Source organism: Belnapia arida, assembly GCF_016773205.1.
Lineage (GTDB): Bacteria > Pseudomonadota > Alphaproteobacteria > Acetobacterales > Acetobacteraceae > Belnapia > Belnapia arida.
The window spans coordinates 20,261-38,929 of sequence record NZ_JAETWB010000033.1; the positions used below are offsets into that span (position 1 = coordinate 20,261).

14 protein-coding genes and 4 pseudogenes are annotated in these 18,669 nt (G+C 64.7%); 8 read left to right on the forward strand and 10 right to left on the reverse strand.

Translation table 11 applies throughout. The features are described 5' to 3' along the window. Positions 1-304: 304 nt before the first annotated feature. Together JMJ56_RS27200 and JMJ56_RS27205 are read left to right on the forward strand one after the other, a co-directional pair. Entirely contained in the window at positions 305-1,102 is a 798-nt protein-coding gene (locus tag JMJ56_RS27200; protein WP_202834895.1) for an MlaA family lipoprotein, read from the forward strand. Between the two features lie 189 nt (positions 1,103-1,291). Beyond that, positions 1,292-1,609 carry a hypothetical protein gene (locus tag JMJ56_RS27205; protein ID WP_202834896.1) on the forward strand — a complete coding sequence of 106 codons (318 nt, stop codon included), beginning with the start codon at positions 1,292-1,294 and terminating at the stop codon, positions 1,607-1,609. A 12-nt stretch (positions 1,610-1,621) separates the two neighbouring features. Here JMJ56_RS27205 and JMJ56_RS27210 read toward each other — a convergent pair. Further along, a pseudogene (locus JMJ56_RS27210) lies at positions 1,622-1,824 on the reverse strand (transposase); the annotation flags it as partial. 46 nt (positions 1,825-1,870) lie between these two features. Here JMJ56_RS27210 and recD2 point away from each other — a divergent pair. Next, positions 1,871-4,105, forward strand: a complete 2,235-nt coding sequence (recD2, locus tag JMJ56_RS27215) for an SF1B family DNA helicase RecD2 (RefSeq protein WP_328702483.1) — start codon at positions 1,871-1,873, stop codon at positions 4,103-4,105. A 503-nt stretch (positions 4,106-4,608) separates the two neighbouring features. Here the strand turns inward: recD2 and JMJ56_RS27220 are convergent. From JMJ56_RS27220 to JMJ56_RS27235, 4 genes are all read right to left on the reverse strand, one after another. Beyond that, entirely contained in the window at positions 4,609-5,013 is a 405-nt protein-coding gene (locus JMJ56_RS27220; protein ID WP_202834897.1) for an HU family DNA-binding protein, read from the reverse strand. Positions 5,014-5,277: 264 nt separating this feature from the next. Then, positions 5,278-5,649 (reverse strand): hypothetical protein, encoded by a 372-nt coding sequence (locus JMJ56_RS27225; protein WP_202834898.1) that lies wholly within the window; start codon positions 5,647-5,649, stop codon positions 5,278-5,280. Further along, positions 5,649-6,077: a KilA-N domain-containing protein gene (locus JMJ56_RS27230; RefSeq protein WP_202834899.1), complete on the reverse strand. Its 429-nt coding sequence runs from the start codon at positions 6,075-6,077 to the stop codon at positions 5,649-5,651. Before JMJ56_RS27230 ends, JMJ56_RS27225 begins: the two co-directional genes overlap by 1 nt. A gap of 811 nt (positions 6,078-6,888) precedes the next feature. Beyond that, on the reverse strand, positions 6,889-7,536 hold the full coding sequence (locus JMJ56_RS27235) for a hypothetical protein (RefSeq protein ID WP_202834900.1): 648 nt from the start codon (positions 7,534-7,536) through the stop codon (positions 6,889-6,891). 583 nt (positions 7,537-8,119) lie between these two features. On the opposite strand from JMJ56_RS27235, the gene JMJ56_RS27240 reads away from it, so the two are divergent. Both JMJ56_RS27240 and JMJ56_RS27245 read left to right on the forward strand, forming a co-directional pair. Beyond that, positions 8,120-9,076, forward strand: coding sequence for a replication protein RepA (locus tag JMJ56_RS27240; RefSeq protein ID WP_202834901.1), 957 nt, complete (start codon positions 8,120-8,122; stop codon positions 9,074-9,076). Positions 9,077-9,380: 304 nt separating this feature from the next. Continuing rightward, positions 9,381-10,602: pseudogene (locus tag JMJ56_RS27245) on the forward strand (IS3 family transposase); the annotation flags it as partial. Positions 10,603-10,881: 279 nt separating this feature from the next. Here JMJ56_RS27245 and JMJ56_RS27250 read toward each other — a convergent pair. Both JMJ56_RS27250 and JMJ56_RS27255 read right to left on the reverse strand, forming a co-directional pair. After that, positions 10,882-11,487, reverse strand: coding sequence for a hypothetical protein (locus JMJ56_RS27250; protein WP_202834902.1), 606 nt, complete (start codon positions 11,485-11,487; stop codon positions 10,882-10,884). Further along, entirely contained in the window at positions 11,474-12,187 is a 714-nt protein-coding gene (locus tag JMJ56_RS27255; protein ID WP_202834903.1) for a ParA family protein, read from the reverse strand. The genes JMJ56_RS27250 and JMJ56_RS27255 overlap by 14 nt, the downstream gene beginning before the upstream one ends. Before the next feature lie 602 nt (positions 12,188-12,789). Here JMJ56_RS27255 and JMJ56_RS36260 point away from each other — a divergent pair. The 3 genes and pseudogenes from JMJ56_RS36260 to JMJ56_RS27270 form a co-directional block, all read left to right on the forward strand. Further along, positions 12,790-12,975, forward strand: a pseudogene (locus JMJ56_RS36260) (ATP-binding domain-containing protein); the annotation flags it as partial. Positions 12,976-13,345: 370 nt separating this feature from the next. Further along, entirely contained in the window at positions 13,346-13,777 is a 432-nt protein-coding gene (locus JMJ56_RS35685) for a DUF2161 family putative PD-(D/E)XK-type phosphodiesterase (RefSeq protein ID WP_407927959.1), read from the forward strand. A gap of 98 nt (positions 13,778-13,875) precedes the next feature. Beyond that, positions 13,876-14,487, forward strand: a pseudogene (locus JMJ56_RS27270) (DUF72 domain-containing protein); the annotation flags it as partial. 50 nt (positions 14,488-14,537) lie between these two features. Here the strand turns inward: JMJ56_RS27270 and JMJ56_RS27275 are convergent. From JMJ56_RS27275 to JMJ56_RS27285, 3 genes are all read right to left on the reverse strand, one after another. Continuing rightward, positions 14,538-16,610, reverse strand: a complete 2,073-nt coding sequence (locus JMJ56_RS27275; protein WP_202834904.1) for an ATP-dependent helicase — start codon at positions 16,608-16,610, stop codon at positions 14,538-14,540. A 22-nt stretch (positions 16,611-16,632) separates the two neighbouring features. After that, positions 16,633-17,244: a hypothetical protein gene (locus JMJ56_RS27280; RefSeq protein ID WP_202834905.1), complete on the reverse strand. Its 612-nt coding sequence runs from the start codon at positions 17,242-17,244 to the stop codon at positions 16,633-16,635. Positions 17,245-18,370: 1,126 nt separating this feature from the next. Then, positions 18,371-18,669, reverse strand: a 299-nt coding sequence (locus JMJ56_RS27285; protein WP_202834906.1) for a transposase, incomplete at its 5' end; no start/stop codon positions are given.

The following is an 18,669-nucleotide window of genomic DNA, read 5'->3' on the forward strand; positions in this document are numbered from 1 at the left end:
ATCACAAGCGATTCAGTCAGGCAGGAAACCGCTCTAGAGTTAAAGTAAACTGCAAGCTTTGAAGTTTAGCCAGTCAAGGCCTCGAACATTGAAGCTCCGCTGACTGTCTGGCGGCAGCGTGGTTCCTGATGTCGTTTGATAAGCGGCCTTCGCTTGCATCCATCTGGAACTCTCGCCCGGCGTATGACCGGATTCCGATCATCGTGTTTCGAAGTGGTCACATGGTATCACCCCTGAAAAAAGGGACACATTAGGCAGCAAAACGAGCACCCTAGAACTCTCCTGGTCGAACAGGAGCTGCCAGATGTTCATAACGAGCCGTGTCTTCCTCGCCGCATCCCTGCTGCTGCCGCTCACCGTGATGGCAGGTTGTGCCAGCAGATCCGGCGAGATGGTTGGACCCACCAGCGAGGTCAGCGATCCTGCTGAACCGGTGAACCGAGTGGTGTTCGCCGGCAACCATTTCCTAGACCGCAACATCGTCGCGCCCATAGCCAGAGGCTACCGTGACCACGTTCCAGTCCCCGTGCGGAACTCCGTAAGGAACTTCTCGTCCAATCTCGTCGAGCCCAGGGTACTCGTGAATGACCTGCTTCAAGGCAACGTCACGCGCGGCTGGAACACGACGCAGCGTTTCGTCGTCAATTCCACCCTTGGCGCGGCGGGCTTGTTCGATGTGGCGACCAAGTGGGGTCTACCAGGGCACCAAGCCGATTTCGGCCAGACCTTCGGTGTCTGGGGCGTGGGGCCCGGGCCAGCCGTGCAACTTCCGCTGCTGGGGCCGACCAACCTTCGTGACACCGTGGGCACGGTAGCTGGTTTTGTCGCCAATCCGCTCAGCGTCGTTGGGAGCGATATCATCGAAACCGTGGCCCTTGTCGGAACAGGCGCCGGAGTTATCGACAGCCGTGCTGGCGCCCTGGAAGCGACCGACGGCCTCGAAGCGTCATCACTCGACTATTACGCCGCGCTGCGTAGCGCACAGGCGCAGCGTCGCGCCGCATTGGTCGCAGAAGCCATACGTGGCGAGGTGATCGTTCCTCCGCGTGGATTGGGGCGGACCTCTGGCGCGACGGTGCCCAATGCTCCGGTACAACCCTGAGACGATCAGCCACTGGTTCGGTGGCCATTTAGTGTTGTCTGGTGACGGCGCGGCCCGGCAATCGCGGACAGCTTGGCAGACGACGCCGGCCACCGGTGCCCTCCGAGGTCTTGCGCAAACATCAGGCATGGGCGGCTTGGTCGCCCGGATGCGGGACGCTCCATTTCCAAAACAGATTGGGAGAACGTGATGGTCACGCAGCGTAGCATCTTCGGCTTTCTTGCCACTCTTTCCACCACAGTGCTTCTCACCCGGACGCGTCTCGGTGCGCAGAGTACGGTTGGCTTGGCAGAACGCCGCGCGATCGCGGCCTACCGAGCGGAGAAGTACCCGGCGATTACGGCAAGCATCCAGCAGGTCGCCGGTTTCCCCTTGCCAGTGGAAGTGGACCGGGATCAGCTGAGCTTGCCCTGGGACGCGGCGTACTATGCGCGCGACGACTACTTCGGGAACACGATCTTCGAGGGTAGTGCCCGTCAAGTTGGTGGAAATTGCTGGTGGGCGTGAGGTAGCCACAGCTCAGGCGACCTTGGGTGGAAGTTGCGGGGTGTCGTTGGCGGCCGCTGGGGTGAGGATCTCGGCCATGGCCTCGGTACCCATGTAACGGTGCTGCAGTTGCCACTCGTCATCCGCTTCGAGCAGCACGGCGCCAATCAGCCGCAGCATGGACGCCTTGGAGGGAAAGATGCCGACCACGTCAGCCGGCGTTTCACCTCCTTGGAGGTAGCGGCTCTCGCATTGGCGGCAAAACAGCGTCATCCTCCAGCGGTGCCCGCTGCGATTGCCTCGTCTCCGCCTATTGGCCATGGTCCGCCGACCGAGGCGCTAGCCGGCCTCGTCGAGCGGGTCACCTACCACAACGCTGAGAGCGGCTTCTGCGTGCTGCGGGTCAAGGCACGTGGGCAGCGTGACCTGGTCACCGTGGTTGGGCATGCGGCCTCGATCTCGGCTGGCGAGTGGGTCCAGCTCTCCGGCACCTGGATCAACGACCGCACCCATGGCCTGCAGTTTCGGGCTGGGTTCCTGAAGGCGACGCAGCCCACCACGCTGGACGGCATCGAGAAGTATCTCGGCTCCGGCATGATCCGCGGGATCGGGCCGGTCTATGCCAAGAAGCTGGTGCGCGCATTCGGCACGGCTGTCTTCGAGCTGATTGAGGCTGAGCCCGACCGGCTGCGCGAGGTCACCGGCATCGGGCCCAAGCGCGCGGCCCGGATCGTTGCGGGCTGGGCGGAGCAGAAGGTGATCCGCGAGATCATGCTCTTCCTGCATGCCAACGGGGTTGGGACCTCGCGGGCGGTGCGGATTTACAAGACCTATGGCGCCAACGCCGTGCAGGTCATCACCGAGAACCCCTACCGGCTGGCCCGCGACATCCGCGGCATCGGCTTCCGCACCGCCGACATCGTTGCCGGCAAGCTCGGCATCGAGCCCACAGTGATGATCCGGGTCCGTGCCGGCATCTCCTTCGCCCTGGCCGAGGCCACCGGTGAGGGGCACTGCGGTCTGCCTCTGGGGGAGCTGACCGCGCTTGCGGGGCAGCTGCTGGACGTCCCTTCCGAGCTGATTCGGATCGCGCTCGGCCTCGAGCTCGAGGCTGGCGAGGTGGTGGCCGACACGCTCGAGGGCGAGCGGTGCGTGTTCCTGGCCGGCCTATACCGCGCCGAGCAGAGCATCGCCGAGCGGCTGGAACGCCTCGCCACCGGCCGGCAGCCCTGGCCGGCGATCGATGCGGGGAAGGCGATCCCCTGGGTCGAAGGCCGGACCGGCCTCGCCCTGGCCGCCAGCCAGCGGGAGGCGCTGCGGCTGGCGCTGTCCTCCAAGGTGCTGGTGATCACCGGTGGCCCCGGCGTGGGCAAGACCACGCTGGTCAACTCCATCCTGCAGGTGCTCCGGGCCAAGGGGGTGGGGGTGGCCCTGTGTGCCCCAACGGGCCGGGCGGCCAAGCGCCTGACCGAGAGCACGGGCCTCGAGGCCCGGACCATTCACCGCCTGCTGGAGAGCGACCCCAAGACGGGCGGGTTCAAGCGCGACGAGATAAACCCACTGGCCTGCGAGCTGCTGGTGGTGGACGAGACCTCGATGGTGGACGTGCCCTTAATGCGGGCCCTGCTCCGAGCACTGCCGGACAGCGCGGCTCTGCTGCTGGTCGGCGACGTGGATCAGCTGCCGAGCGTCGGGCCTGGGCAAGTGCTGGCCGACATCATCGGCTCGGGCGCCGTGCCGGTGGTGCGGCTGACGGAGGTATTTCGCCAGGCTGCCGAGAGCCGGGTCGTGGTGAACGCGCACCGCATCAACCGCGGCCAGCTGCCCGAGCTCAAGCCGGCCGCAGGTAGCGACTTCTTTTTCGTGGAGGCCGACGAGCCGGAGGACGGCGTCCGCAAGCTGCTGGCCATGGTGCGCGAGCGCATCCCGGCCCGGTTTGGGCTCGATCCGGTCCGTGACGTCCAGGTGCTATGCCCGATGAACCGGGGCGGACTGGGCGCGCGGGCGCTCAACCTCGAGCTGCAGCAGGCGCTCAACCCGCCGGGCGAGCTTCGGGTCGAGCGCTTTGGCTGGACCTACTGCCTCGGCGACAAGGTCATGCAGGTGGCCAACAGCTATGACCGCGAGGTGTTCAACGGCGATCTGGGGGTGATCACCGGCATCGACCTGGAAGCCGGTGAGCTCACCGCCAGCTTCGACGGCCGCCCGGTGACCTACGGCTTTGGTGAGTTGGACGAGCTGGTGCTGGCCTATGCCACCACCATCCACAAGGCGCAGGGGTCAGAATACCCGGCCGTGGTGATCCCGCTCACGACGCAGCACTACGCCATGCTGGCCCGCAACCTGCTCTACACAGGCGTGACCCGCGGCAAGAAGCTGGTCGTGCTGGTCGGACAGCGCCGGGCCTTGGCCATCGCGGTCCGCAACCAGGGCGCCCGCCGGCGCTGGTCGAAGCTCCGGGAGTGGTTGACGCCGGACGGTACTTCATCTCGTACCCTCGCCGCTGTGTCGGGCTGAGCATGTTTGGAGACGGTGTCCTGCGCCGAACTCTCGGCCAAACTCGTTGAGGTCGCGCACACCACCATCGCCTGCAGTTTCCTCAGCTGGGGGTGACTGAGTGGAATTTGGTGGTTTGGTCCCCACCGCCTCCAGCAAGCGTCAGCAAGCGTATGAGAGAGGCAGGCCGACGCCTGTTTGTGACTGCCAACCCGATGTGAGCAGGAGGTAAGCAAGAACTGGCTGGGTGCGGGGGAGGCAGTCGCACCAGCTGATCACAGCTTTGGTGGGAGATCCCTGCCGTCAGGAGGTAGTGCTGCTCCCAGCCCGCCCCGCAACCATCAGGCTGCATCGCAAGTCCCCGACGCGAGGTAAATCGACCGCACCAACCCAAGCGATGCCACACGGTCGGCGGCGGTGGGCATCGATTGAAGGCTCGGTTCAATGCCCATCCTTCGCAACCAGCTGCCTAACTTGGAGAACGCTCAGGCGACGGTGCTTTCCGGTAATGGGCGCAACAGGCTTCACACAGCGTCCTTGAGTTCCTTGGATGCCGTAAAGGCAATCTTCTTGCTGGCCTTGATCTCGATCGGCTGCCCGGTGGCTGGATTACGGCCGGTACGAGCCGGACGATCGCGCACCTGCAGAATGCCCAATCCTGTCAGGCGAACCTTGTCACCGGCCTTCAGCCGTTCGGTCACCATTTCAACCAGGGAATTGAGCATGGCTTCGCTCTGCTGCTTGCTGAGATTGCTTGTCTCGGCCAACGCAGGTGCCAGTTGCTTGAGGGTCACCGTGGTGGCGGTAGGAGCCTTGGCTGGTGAGCTAGTTTCCTTGGTCGCCGACACCGGCGCCTTGGCTGCCGAGACGGGTTTTTTCGCTTCGGGCGTCGATGCCTTGGACGGCGGAATGGGCTTTTTGGTCGCCATGGCCTGATGCTCCAGTGCCGCTGAAAAGAGACGGCCGTGACGATCGATAGGGCGAATCGGCGACCATCTCGAACTTTGTTAAACCTCATACCGCCGTCATTTAGCAACCGCGAGTAGGTGCAGTTTGGGATTGCACCTGGACCTGGCCTCTGCCCTGGCACGGTGGAATCAACTGGTGTTGGAAACGCAGAAAGCCCCATGACCTCGGGCTGATGTCATGGGGCTCGATGCGCCGTCCCTGGAGGAGAAAAGGACGGCTGGTGGCTAGGTCACGTGGTCTCCGGAAGCGGTTCGCTCCCGGCGCCGGTGCTCGAACACCGCGCCCTGGAAGGCGCGGAACTCGGGCACCCGCATGAAGCGGACGAGATAGCCACCATGGGTCAGCTCGTCGTGGCAGGCGGCGCAGATCAACCACCCATGCTCAGCCTTGTTCAGGCTGCGATGGAAGAAGTGGTCGAACTCGGCGCCGGGCACCACCCGGCCGGCCTCGGTGAGGACACGCTCGCGCAAACAGCACGGACACTGGCCACCGAAGGGCTCGGCCGCCACCACCTTGGCGATGACGCTCCGACCCAGCTCGGTAAACTCCAGCCGGTTGCCGAGGAGGAGTTCCTGCGCGGAAAGCTGCAGGAACATCAGGTCCGCCTGATGCCGCTCGAGCGTGTCGAGCCGGTCGTGCAGGGCGCGGAACTGCCTCGAAAGGTGCTGCCGCAGCGGATCGTGGTCGGCTGCGGGCCGGCCGTCGTGCCCGTCAGAGCGGCACGGACGACGGTGTTGCACCAGAGGTGGAACTCGGGCGAGAGGTAGCGGGCATAGGCCAGGGCGAGCTGCCAGTGCGCCCAGGTGCCGCCGAGGCGGCCGCGGGCGGTGGCCACGAAGCCATCGGGGTCGAGGCGGATAATATCATCCTGGATGATATTTTGGCTGACCGGCCCATCGGGGTCGGTCCAGTACGTTTGGGCATGGGTGCGAAAGCGTGTGGTCTCCTTGAGGACCAGCCAGTGGATGGGGCGCCGGTACTCTGGGCAGCCTGCTGCCCGCCACATGTCTGTCAGGTTCAGCATGGTGCCGCGGAGGCGAATGGGCCTGCCCTAGTAGCTGAGGATGCTGATGGGGGTCATGGTGATCTCCAACAGGGTTTCGGCCTTGCTCAAGGGACCGTTGCGGTCGGCTCAAAGCTGCCGAGACCGGTTGGAGAGGGGCGGTACAACCCGGCGTATCGCCGAAGCAGACGGAGGGCCGGCGCCCCATGGTCATGGTGGGCGCGGCGAGGCTCGACCCTTGGGCCGGCATCCTCCTGCCACCGCTGGCAGAATGAGGGTTTGCAGAAGCGGCCGGCTCAGTGCCGGATGCGTGGTGCCAGGCCGCCAGGACATCGAGGACATCGAGGACATCGAGGTGACGCCCTGGAGGCCTGCCGGGATGCTGGACAAGGGAAGCCGAGAGACAAAAGACCCAACCCTGAGCCCGGTCGGGGACGGCGCGGACCAGCCACGAGGCATTCGTTGGGATGTGCTGGAGCTGTCCGGCGGACATCCGGCTTGTGCTCGACCCTTGAGTTTGAAAGCGGCGCTAGGCCATCAAGGGAGCGAGGGCGCCGGCAGGGTCATGCCTCTCGTCCATCACAGATGGGGATGGCGCCACCTACTTTCAATACCGCAACAAAATAGGGTGGTACGCACCCTCCCCGCGCGCGAGGGAAATGCTGCGTACCCCTGCGTACCTCCGAGCCCACCAATCACTCTTGGCCTCCGGGAGGCCGGTGGCGGCCCCCTCCTCCAGGCTCGTCAGCGCGTGCGGCACAATCCCAAGGCACCGGGCAGGAGGCTACGTCCCGAGCTCACGAGCTTGATCAGGCTGCTCACCGCCACGCCGTCAGGCATCGTCTCCCAGGGCATCGAGGTCGACTTGTTGGATCGAGAACCAGACCGGCTCGGGGCTGCGCGCGGCGGTCCGCAGGATGGGCTGTGCTGCGGAGAGCAGCTCGTCGAGCGAGCGGAAGGGGTTTACCGCCTCCTCGCCATCGCTGGCTCGCATCAGCAAGGCGTACCCAGCCTTGCCCGCCCGCGGCGATGTTGCCGGCTTTGGCGCCGCCGCGCTGCGCCCGGCGCGGGCGGGAGCAGCAAGCCTTGGCTGCGGGTCGGGCTGTGCGAGCGAAGGTGGCGCTGGCGGCGTTGGCTTCTCTTGCTTGGTCAGCGGCACATCGGGCGCGAGGGAAGCCGGCAGTGGTGGAGGCAGGGGCTCAGGTGGAGCCTCCAACAGGCCACCGAATAGGTCATCTGCGACAGCCTGCACGGGTGCGGCGCTGGAATTGGCCTTAGCCTCGGGCTCGGCCTTGACTGGGCTGGGTAACTGCACGCCTGGAGCCGCGTCTCCGGCTCCCTGGCGGCGCTGCTTGGCGAGGATGGCGTAGATGTTGGCGGGCGTGCAGCCGTAGGCCGCGGCGACGTCAGCCACCTTGTGTCCCTCGACGTCGACCCTGTGGACGATCGTCGCATGCTCCTCGCGCGGAATCCTCGCCATACCCCCCTCCCCCATGGCCTTCGAAGCTACGGAACAATCAAAGAACACAAGCTCGGCTGGGAGTAGCATTGGTAGCTAGGGGGTCAAACTTGAATTCGAGCGACCCTGCTCGGAAGGCCTTCGGGCTGCACTGTCAAGCAGTGCCGCGAAAGGCAACTCCGCTGCAATTTCAGTCTGCCAAAACGTCCGATCGATCGGGCCACAATTGCGCCGGACCATCACGTTCCAGAAACACAGTTGCTAAACTCTATTCTGACTTCGGCTCGGTTGACGGTGCCTGCTAGGAGATGCGGAACATGCCCCTGCTTGTCGCGGCCTCTGCGAGTCCCGGCCGAGTCCCAGCCCTGAGGTGTGGACTTTGCCAGGAGCATCCACAGGAGCGGCGTGGACTATGGAAGGAGGGGTGTGGACTTTGCCAGGGCTTTACTTAGAGCAGTGTCGTGCGGAATCAGAGACTTGAGCGGGCTATCCCGTGGACTTTGGCAGGCTACTTCTAATACAAGAAACAATTATCCTGTTCTAGTAGCTGCCCTGGCAAAGTCCACAGCGACATAGCGCCGCCGGCAGCGCATGTTTCCAGCCCATGGGCACCGTGCATGACATCATTGAGGCTCGCGGGAAGGTTGGCGCACTAGAGGCTGATATAGCCCGCAGCGTGGTTGAGGCTGCAGCCACTTATATGGCTGATGAAGAAGCTGGCATCGGCTTCCTTTATTCAGGTTGGTGCCAAGCCGCGTTGCCCCACCGTCGGCTGGCTGATGGCCTATCTTGGCAGATCGTCAGTGACCGCGTGACAATGGCGGTAGAGCCAGGCCTACGGCCTGATGCCGAAGGACAACTGGTGCCCGGAGGCGTGCCTTACGGCAGCCGCGCCCGCCTCATCATGCTCTACCTGCAAAGCGAAGCTCTTCGCACTGGCTCGCGCGACGTGGTGCTAGGGCGCAGCATGCGTGACTGGCTGGCCCGTATGGGCATCACCATCGGCGGCAAGTCCCTCAAGGATGTTCGGGAGCAAGCTGAACGCATTGCCCGTTGCCGCCTCACCTTCCACGTTAAGGTCGCCGGCGGCAAGGTCGGCCTAGTCAATCAGAACGTCGTTGACACAGCCATGTTCGTCCCCAGCAAAGACCCGGCGCAAGGCGACCTGTTCACCGAAACCGCTAGGCTCTCAGAGGTCTTCTTCGAACAATTGCGCAAGCACCCCGTCCCCGTGGAAGAGGCCGCCATCCGGGCCATTGCCAACAATTCAGTGGCGCTGGACATCTATGCCTGGCTGGCCTACCGCCTGCATGCCCTGGCAAAGTCCACACCTGTTAGCTGGTCGGCCCTCAAGGGCCAGTTCGGCGCCGGCACCGCCCGTATGGACAACTTCAAGCCCACTTTTCTCGAAAACCTGAAGCTAGCCTTGGCAGTCTACCGGCATGCCAAGGTGGAACTCGACGACCGTGGAGTAATCCTTCATCCGTCCCGCGCGCCGGTTGCCCCACGGACGATGGCCGCCCCTGGTAAAGTCCACGCCCTTGCGAAGCCCGGCACCTAAATCATTCCTTTCTCGGCATTCACTGACGTAGATCGCGCCGGTTAAGGTTGGAAGCGTGAGGTGAAGGCTGTTAGTGGATTTTTGCCAATGCTCGCGGTAGCTGGATGCAAGGCCAGTCCTGCAAATCAACCTGTTTTTGATCTCAACAATCCTTCCAACAACTGTAGCTACGCCTGCGCTCGTATATTAGAGCTCAAGCAGCAGACGCGATGCGGCTGAGCCTGCCCCTTTACGCCCAGATACGGTCTCGCACTTCCGTAAGGGGTAAGCGTATGACTGTGTCTAAGACTGTCCGTCGCCCAAGGTGGAGGTCGTCACCTCCATCCAGCGCCGGCAGAGATGGTCGGCGACTGAGAAGGTGTGCATGGTCGATAAGACCTATGCGCCGGGTGCCTCGGTGAGCTCAGTGGCCCACCAGCACGGGGTGAACCCAAACCAGCTCTTCTCCTAGCGCCAACTAGCGGTCAAGAGGGCCTACACCGCGGCGGCTGCGGGCGAGGGTCGAAGCATTGCTTCGACGTGCCTGCTTCCGAACACCTGCTTCCGAACACCGGGCGTTACAACAGTAGTTTAGTGAGCTCCATCGGCTGCTGGGCAAGATGACGCGGGAGGCCGAGAGCCTCAACGAGGCCTTGCAGCAGGTCGAACCCAAAAAAATGCTGCTGCACGCGCCCTTGCTAGCAAGGTCGTTGGTCCGCTCTGCGGCTCAACTGCGGTGAAGGCCGTCGCTGAAGCCCTCGGCGTCGCCCGATCTGGCCTCGCTCGATCGGCCAGGAATCCAGCGCCTGAACAACGAGGTAGACCGCCCCTGCCGGAGCACGACCTCCTGGCCCGCATCAAGGAGCTGATCGCCGAGTTGCCAACCTACGGCTACCGGCGGCTCCATGCCCTGCTACGCTAGCAAGCGGAACTGGAGGGCTGGCCACCTCCGAACCACAAGCGCGTTTTGCGCGTCATGAAGGCCAGCACCCTACTCCTGACCCGCCATGCGGGTGGGGTGCCGCCATGACGGGCGCGTTGCCGTCGAGGCCCGCAACACACGCTGGTGCTCGGACGGCTTCGAGATCGCCTGCGACAACGGCAAGCCGGTCCGGGTGGCGTTTACCCTCGACTGCTGCGACCGGGAGGCCATCACCTATATTGGCACCACCGGCGGCATCACCTCTGAGCACGTGCGGGACATAATGGTCGAGGCCATCGAGCGCCGGTTCGGTCTCGTCAACCGTCTGCCTAGTGCCATCGAGTGGCTTAGCGACAACGGCAGCTGCTACGTCGCCCGAGAGACCCGGCGGTTTGCCAGTAGCCTCGGCATGCTCCCCAGAACCACTCCGCTTCAGAGCCCGCAAAGCAACGGCATGGCCAAGGCCTTCGTCCGCACCTTCAAGCGCGATTACGCCCGCGTCCGGCCCTGCCCGGATGCCCAGACCGTGCTCCAGTCACTCCCGGCCTGGTTCACCCACTACAACGAGGTCCACCCTCACAGCGCGCTCGGCTACCGCTCCCCGCGCCACTTCATCCGTGCCACGTTACAGCCTGACCCTGTCCGTTCCAACGAACATCTCTTCTGGTGGTTACTCAACACCTCCACTTCGGCACATCGATGCCATTGGGGGCGTCCATACCACCAAAGCCTTGCCGAGGAGCTTGTCTCGAACCCTTATGCTGCCTCGCGAACTGGGCTGCCCGCCTTGACCGCCCGAACCAGCTGCCGAAGATCCGCAGGTAAGAGTGCTGCCACAGTTGATCCGATACTGCATCACGAATATCAAACCCGAACCAGCGATTCTGCGCAGCATCGAACTGATTCAACAATCTTGTGCCACTCCCCGTTCGAGCCGCGCAATTTCTTTCTCGATTGCAGCCTTCTGGCGACGAAGCGTGGCAAGTCGCCGCGCTGTAGTTTCGCCGCGTTCTACTTCAGCCTCCCCTCCACCCAGGACCTTCTTTTTGAACGCGATCACTTCTGAGCGTCGAAGGTCAGGCCGCAGCAACCCGCTTTGCTTGGCTTGCTCCAACGCATCATCAGGTAGCGTCGAGAGGTAGTAGATGGTCGTGTAGTTTTGCGGCACCCGATCAGACGGCAGCCGGCCGCTCTCTATTGCGACGGTCGCCGCTCTAATTTGGAAGGCCGTGCGCGGCGAGAATGGCAGATCGCGGTCGATCATGGCGTTGAACTCGCCATGGGGGAGCCGTTCCTTTGCTAAGTTCAGGTATGTCCCGATGGTGAGGAAGGTCGCCTGCGCCCGCTGCCAGAGCGCGTTGATCTCCCGTGCGAAGTCCTCGCGGCGCTCATAACGCACCAGTGCGCCGTTCAGGATCTCGATCCGCCCGTCCCCTTCAGGCATCACCTCGACGGGCGGCCTGCGGTCGGCAAGCAGTTTCTTTGGGACTGTCGGGCTAAGCCGCGCCATGAGCGGCCTCCCGCTTGCGGCTGCGAGCCTTCGGCTTCGGCTGCGGCTCCGCTTCCTCCTGGGTCGATGGACTATCGATCCCGAGCCGCTGCTTCACGTAAGCCCAAAGGGTCCGAACTTCATCGCTGCCGACATGGCCAGTGATATCGATCAGACCGTACCCCTTTGAGCCCGCCCGGTTGTAGTCCGCCCGCTCGCCCATCTCGATAGGGCAAAGTTCGGCCGCCGCTAGCAGCATCCCCTTCTCGGCAGCGACATTAAGCCGAGGCCGAGAGAAATTGATGACAACGATGGGCTTCGCTCCGCTGGCGCGCAGCGCTTTTAGGTAAGGCACGGCCGATTCCACATCGTCGAAGGAGGCGCGACACGGGACGAGGATGAGGTCAGCTACGGTGATGAGGCGGCGCATTTCAACGGGATGAGCCTCGATGCTCGGCGGGGTGTCGATGAAGAGGACATCGCTGGACTCGATGCCATCCTCTGCTGTCAACGCCTCGGCATCCGTCCATTCGACTTGGTAATGCACAATCCCTGGTACGTCGCCCGGTCGCCGCCGCGCCCAGCGCGTCAAGCTTCGCTGAGGGTCGAGATCCGCAGTCGAGACGGTAAAGCCGTCGTGTGCAGCAGCAGCGGCGAGATTTCGTGCCGTGTTCGTCTTTCCGCAGCCCCCTTTGGGGCTGCTGATGACAATCCGCAGCATTGCGTGTTCCCTTAAGCGGCAGGGAACCCCCCGGTCCTTTCATGCCGCGCCGAAGGGGTATCATGCACCAGGTTAATCTTGCCACAGATACGTTAAGCGAACTGCGGCGACTAAAGGTTTAGCCGGCTAAACTTTTGCTGGCAGCACTGAGCAAGCGCCGGCGTCGCAGGGGCCGTGCTGGCCAAATCTGCATATTCCTAAAAGCTTCATGCAAGCCCACTTCGGCGCTGGTCCGCTCTGGGACCTCTGGGTACTGTGCTCATTGAGTCGTGGCGGCTTGGGAGAACGCTGCTGGATATAACCCTACATCAGATGTTGAATCCACGCGGTGAACTCCGGGTCGAACGCTTCGGCTGGAGCTACGGGTGGGTGACAAGGTGATGCAGGTTGCCAACGACTAAGAGCGCGACGTCTACAATGGTGACCTCGGCCTAATGTCGGCCATCAATCCAAAGGAGGCCAAGCTGGCGGTGAGCTTCGAGGGGCAAGAGTTGATGTAAGGCTTCGCCAAGTTGGACGAGTTGGTACAGGCTTATGCCATAACCATCCACAAAGCCCAGGGTTTGGAGTACTCAGCCGTCGTGATTCCGTTCAGCTCTTAGCACTACGCCATGCTGGCCAGGAACCTGCTTTATACCGGCGTCACCCGTGGCAAGCGGCTCGTGGTGCTGGTCGGACAGCGCCAGGCGCTGGCGATTGCGGTCGGGAACGAGAACGCCCGGCGCCGCTGTTCCAAACTCGGCGAATGGCTTGATGGCGCTGAGGCACGCTCCGATCGCCGCCCTTAGAGCCGGGGACAATGGCCGACCGATGCCCTGGCGACAGGGTGACCGTCATGGCTCACCGTTACCTGGAACCTCGTTGTACCCGACGGTGAAGGCTCATCTCGAACGCTTGAGCTACGAGGTCAAAAACGAGGCTTGTGGCTGCGACATTGCGGCGGTGCGGCCGGGTTGAGCCGCTCTGGCTCGTCGTTGTGGAGCTAAAAAGGGCTTCACCCTCGAGCTGGTCATGCAGACCGTCGACCGCTTCGCCGCAGCGAACGAAGTTTAGCTGGCGGTCAGGTCATCGCAACGTGGGCAGGACCGGGACCGGCGCGTCTACAAGCTCCGCCGTCTGCTCGGCTTCGGCTTACTCGCAGTCGATCCGGGCCGCCATCTGGTCGAGGCGCTGGCCGAGCTAACAGCCTACCGGCCGCGCCTCAACCGCAAGCGCCGCAGCTTGCTGCTGCGCGAGCGAAGCCGGCGTGGTTACCCCACCCAGGGCGGCACGTCGCGTACTCCGGTCATGACGGCCTACCGTCAACAGGCGCTGGCCTGCGCGGCGGCGCCGCACGAGGGAACTCGCCAGCCACGCGACCTCAAGGTCATCGCGCGTGATGCCGGCCGCATCCTGCTGCGCGATGTGTATGGATGGTTCGAGCGCGCCGGACGCGGCGTCTACTGCCTTCCGCCCCCGGCAGGGACGTCGTTCTGCGGCAGCGGGCCGCAGAATGACGAGCCATTGGGAGATCCCCACACATGTGGCGGCAGATGGACACTCTGCATAATTGAGACGCCAAAGCCGTTGCGGGTGGGAACCGTTGGCTAGTCAATCCCGCCAGCGCAGCCCACCTCTTTCCCGAAGAAGGCAGTCATCTCGAGCGCTACAGCCAGCGCGTTCCGGCCGTCGAGACCAACTCGTCCTTCTACCGGCCGCACAGGCCCAGCACCTATGAGCGTTGGGCCGCCAGTGTTCCACCAGGCTTCCGCTTTGCCGTGAAGATTCCGAAAGAAGTCACCCATACCCGAAGGCTCGCCAACACCGCAGAGCCGCTCGCGCGGTTCCTGGAGGAGGTCCGCCTGCTTGGGCCCAAGCTTGGGTCCTTGCTGATCCAGCTCCCGCCCAGCCTGGTCTTTCAGCAAGCTCTCGTAACCGATTTCCTGCGACATCTGCGCGATCCCTTCACCGGGGACCGGGCCTGCGAGCCGCGGTATCCAAGTTGGTTCACCGACGAGGTCGATGCGATGCTAGCTGAGCACCGCGTGGCGCGTGTCGCCGCCGATCCGGCACCGGTCCCGCGCGCCGCCGAGCCTGGTGGATGGCAGGCGCTGGCCTACTTTCGGCTGCACGGCTCGCCACGCATGTACTACTCGCCTTATCCGCAGGCCTATCTCGACCGACTGCGGCATCGTCTCTCCAGCCTCGACAGAGAGGTCTGGTGCATCTTCGACAACACCGCCGAAGGGGCCGCCACACACGATGCGCTGGCGGTCGCAGCCTCACCGTCTCGCCCCGATGCCAGACCGTCGTTAGCATGACCCGGACTGGCCGCTTGATGGGCCGAGCGCGGGCGCCGGCATGCACGGCATCAGTGTGGCGCCTTCGCCGCCTTGCGGGCCGTGAACTCGGCGACCAATCGGTCCGTCTCGGCTTGGGACAGTGGCTTCACCGGCCGTGCCGGCCGAGGGGCCGCCGTGCGGCTGGCCGGTCCGGAACCCTTGGCTTGCCAGGACGCCGCGCCGGTCTCGGTCAACGCCTTCGGGATCTCGGCCAGGAAGCGTGATGGCTTGCCGGCCCAGTCGCGGCGGCGCTGCACCCAGCTCAGCCGCAGCGAATGCCGGGCGCGGGTGACGCCGACATAGAAGAGCCGGCGTTCCTCGGCGATCGCGCCCTGCTGCTCCGCCTGCCAATTCGGCCAGACGCCCTCCTCAAGCCCCGCCAGCATCACATGGTCGAACTCCAGCCCCTTGGCCCGGTGCAGCGTCAGCACCTGCACGGCGTCGGCGGGCTCGGCGTCGCCGGGTATGGCGCCGAGCGCCGCCCCGTCGCAGTAGGCCGCCACGCTGCCGGCCTGCTCCGCCGCCCGCAGCGCGGCCGTCCAGGCATGGCCAAGCTTTCCGTTGAGGCCCAGCCGCTCCGCGATCTCGCTGGCCTCAGCCGCCAGCCGCAGCGCATCCGCCGGGCCGAGTGTCCGCCGGGCCACGCCGTCCGCGATCTCGCCAGCCACGCCGAGCACTGCCTCGAGCCCTTGCCGCTCTGCCGGTGTGGCAGGCAGTGTTCCTACGGCGGCGGCCAGGGCGAGACCCCGCTCCGCAGCGTGCTCACGCAATCGCCCGAACACCGTCCCACCGATGCCGCGTGCCGGAAAGGCGCAGGCCCGGCGGAAGGCATCATCGGCGGCAGGATCCCAGACATGGGCGCCGGGCTTGCCGCCACGGCCACGGCTCATCGCCAACCGCAGCCAGGCCATGGCGGCCAAAACCTCCTTCGGCGGCTCGGGCTCCCGGTCGGTGACCAGCCGCACCGGCACGTCTGCTTGGCGCAGCGTGGCCAGGATCGGTTCCGCGACGAAGCCAGCCCGGACCAGTACTGCACACGCGCGCCAAGGCAGCTCTGGCTGCCTTCGCCGCAGCGCCTGCAGCCAGGCCAAGGCACCGCGGCCCTCATCCTCCGCGGTCGGCGCTTCCCGGATGGTGATCGAGGGTCCGGGCGGGGCCTTCGGGTCAGCCGGGCGCAGGATCTTCGGCAGCGCCTCCGGGTCCCCCGCCGCGATCGCGTTGGCGGCGCTCAGGATTGTCGGGGTCGAGCGGTAGTTAGTCTCCAGCTTGAGGGCAGGGGGAGCGGCCCGGTAGTCCTTCCCGAAGCGCCGGATATGGGCCACGTCGGCGCCGCGCCAGCCATAGATCGCCTGCAGGTCGTCGCCCACGGCAAAGACCCGGCCGGGCTTGCCGGCCAGCAGGCGCACCAGCGCATGCTGGGCGTGGTTGGTGTCCTGGTACTCGTCGACCAGGATCTCGACCCAACGCGAGGACCAATGCGCAGCCAATGACGGGTCGGCCTGCATGGCCGCGACCGGCAGGGCGATCAGGTCGTCGAAGTCTAGTGCCTGCCGTCCCGCCAGCGCCGACCGATAAGCCGGAAGCACGGCCGCTGCCTGGGCCAACACCTCCGGCTCGAACCGACTCAGCACCGAGGAGCGGGGCAGCCGACGGGGATCGGTCACCAGGCCATTCTTCAGCAGAGACACGGCCTCCTGCAGGAGGCTGGCCTCCTTCAGGTCCTGGATGCCGGCGGTCTGCATCAGCAGCTCCCGAGCATCGTTCTGGCCGAGGATGGCGAAGCCGCGCGGCAGGCCTGGGACGCCGCCGCCATCCTCAATCAGCAGCCGGGCCATGACTGCGTGGAAGGTGCCGACCCAGCGTGGCGTCCGCTCCGGCCCGAGCAGGGCGGCAAGGCGGCTCCGCATCTCGCCGGCGGCCTTGGCGGTGAAGGTGATGCAGAGCAGCCGGTCCGGCGGCTCGCCGCCCAGGATGAGGTCCGCCACCCGCCGGATCAGCGTCTCGGTCTTGCCCGAGCCGGCACCGGCCAGCACCAGCACGGGCGCCGGCGCGGTTGCCGCGGCGCGCTGCGCCGGGTTCAGGGGCGCGAGATGCGCAGACATGGGGACGTCCCGGCAGGCTTGGCTAGAACAGCGTGGTCTGCGGCCGTTGCGCGCTGCTGGCCACTGGCTTGCGGCGCGGCAGGGCAGGGGGCAGGGGAGCCAGACGGCTAGCAGTCTCGTCGGACCCGGCATAGCCATCGTCGGCGATCAGACGCAGTTGCACAGCGGCGCCGGGAGCGGCTTCGGCGGGTAGCTCCAGCGGCACCGGCCAGAAGCACTCGACCCGGTCCTCGCCACGCAGCGCCAGGGAGAGCTGCTGGACCTCGACCTCCTGCCGCTTGAGCGTGCGCTCGGTCGGCTCCTCGGCCGCGCCGCGGTAGAAGCGCACCGGCACGCCGTTGCCATTGCCGCCGATGACGAAGACGAAGTGGGCGCTGTCGTCCAGCACCTCGAGCCAGGGATAGTCGCCAGAGCTTGCCGCCCGCTGCAGCCGATGCCGGCCGAAGGCAAAGGCCCGGCAGCCGACCGACCAGGGGTCGTCGCCCAGCTCGTAGCTCGCCATGGCCAGGGCGTCGCGCCGGGAATTGGCGAGCATGCGGGCGCAGATCCGCAGTCGCTCCTCGGTCAGCGCCGGATGGAAGTCCCAGGGCAGGCGTGAGGGCGAGGGAGGCGGGGGCGGTTCGGCGTGCTCCATGGCGTCATCATACCATGGAGCCGATAGATAACAGCTATTCAGCGTCAGCGACTTGCTGCACCAACCTACCTTACGAGCTCGTTGAAGCAATTGCCAAGTAGCAAGACAAAAAAGACAAGCACACCTTACATTTGTCAAGAGAGCTACTCGAGCTGCCTTTGCAAACTGGACGAAGTCATAATCTCCGAACGCCACCTCGTAAAGTTTTGAGTATGAAGGTGCGGGAGCCATGTTAACTAGAAACAGACCGTGATCGGTTCCGCCCTGTGGAGGCGGCCGTCTCTATAAATGGATACCTATGTCAGACGCTGATCGCGTATTTTCGCGCCAACCCAGACAAGCTACCTCTTCCAGCCAAACGCGGCACATTGTCACCGCACCTCGAAAGAACAGCGCCGGGACCGTCCGCAGTCGGGTCGTTGAAGTCGTGCATGTCGCGCGGCGTTCGTCAGGCCCGGTCAAGGATCAGCCTTCTTCGACGCCTTGGAATGCTCACGTCGAAGCTTGGCCCGACGGGTTTCGCGCAAAGCCACCGGCACCAGCCTTGCTGCAGGAGGCGCAACCCACGGCATCCGAGATCCGGCCTCCGACCGTCCACGTTATGCCAGCGTGGCAGCCATCGATGCAGCAGCCAGCATCGACGGATGTTGAGCCCGGCGAAGGTCTGAACAGCGCGCAGGCCGTCGGGGGTCTCAACCCGTATGATGAAAAGCCACCCTCGCCGAAGGTGCCAGTGCGGCGTTTTGCGGACCCCTTCGCCAGCGGCGATGACGGCGCGAATTGCACCCGCTGTGGGTATCTCGTCGAGCGGGCCCGGGAAGCGCGTGGCCTGTGGACCTGCTCGAAGTGTGACTGATGTGTCGGCGTGAGACTGCCTAGCTCGCTGGTGACGATCACATGGCATGACTGTTTTCTTAGAGCGAGACCACCTGCGGTTAGCACGACAATTGCGGACGGTGAGCCAGACAATTAACACTGTCCGCTGCGATTTTGAGCTCGCTCTTGGGACGGCGCCGCTACCCAGTGATTAGGGAGTGAAGTGGGTCATGACGTCTTGCTTCGCGCCTGAGCCGGCAAAGCCAAAGCGGACACCGAATGCATCCTCTGCAACTAGAGCGTTTTCCCATCAGTCTGCGTCGTAGCCGGCGGCGGCGAAGTGGTTGGCGCACACGGCTGGGGTGAAGGTGTCGATGATGCGGCCGATGGCAGCCCAGAGCCCGCCGAGGCTACGCTCGGCTGCCGTTCTAAGCGCGGCTTTCAGCTTGGCGAAGGCCTGTTCGATCGGGTTGAAGTCGGGGCTGTAGGGCGGAAGGTAGAGCAGGTTGGCACCTGCGGCCTCGATGGCCGCCCCGACGCCGGCGCCCTTGTGGCTGCCGAGGTTGTTCATGACGACGATGTCGCCAGGGCGGAGCTCGGGCACCAGCA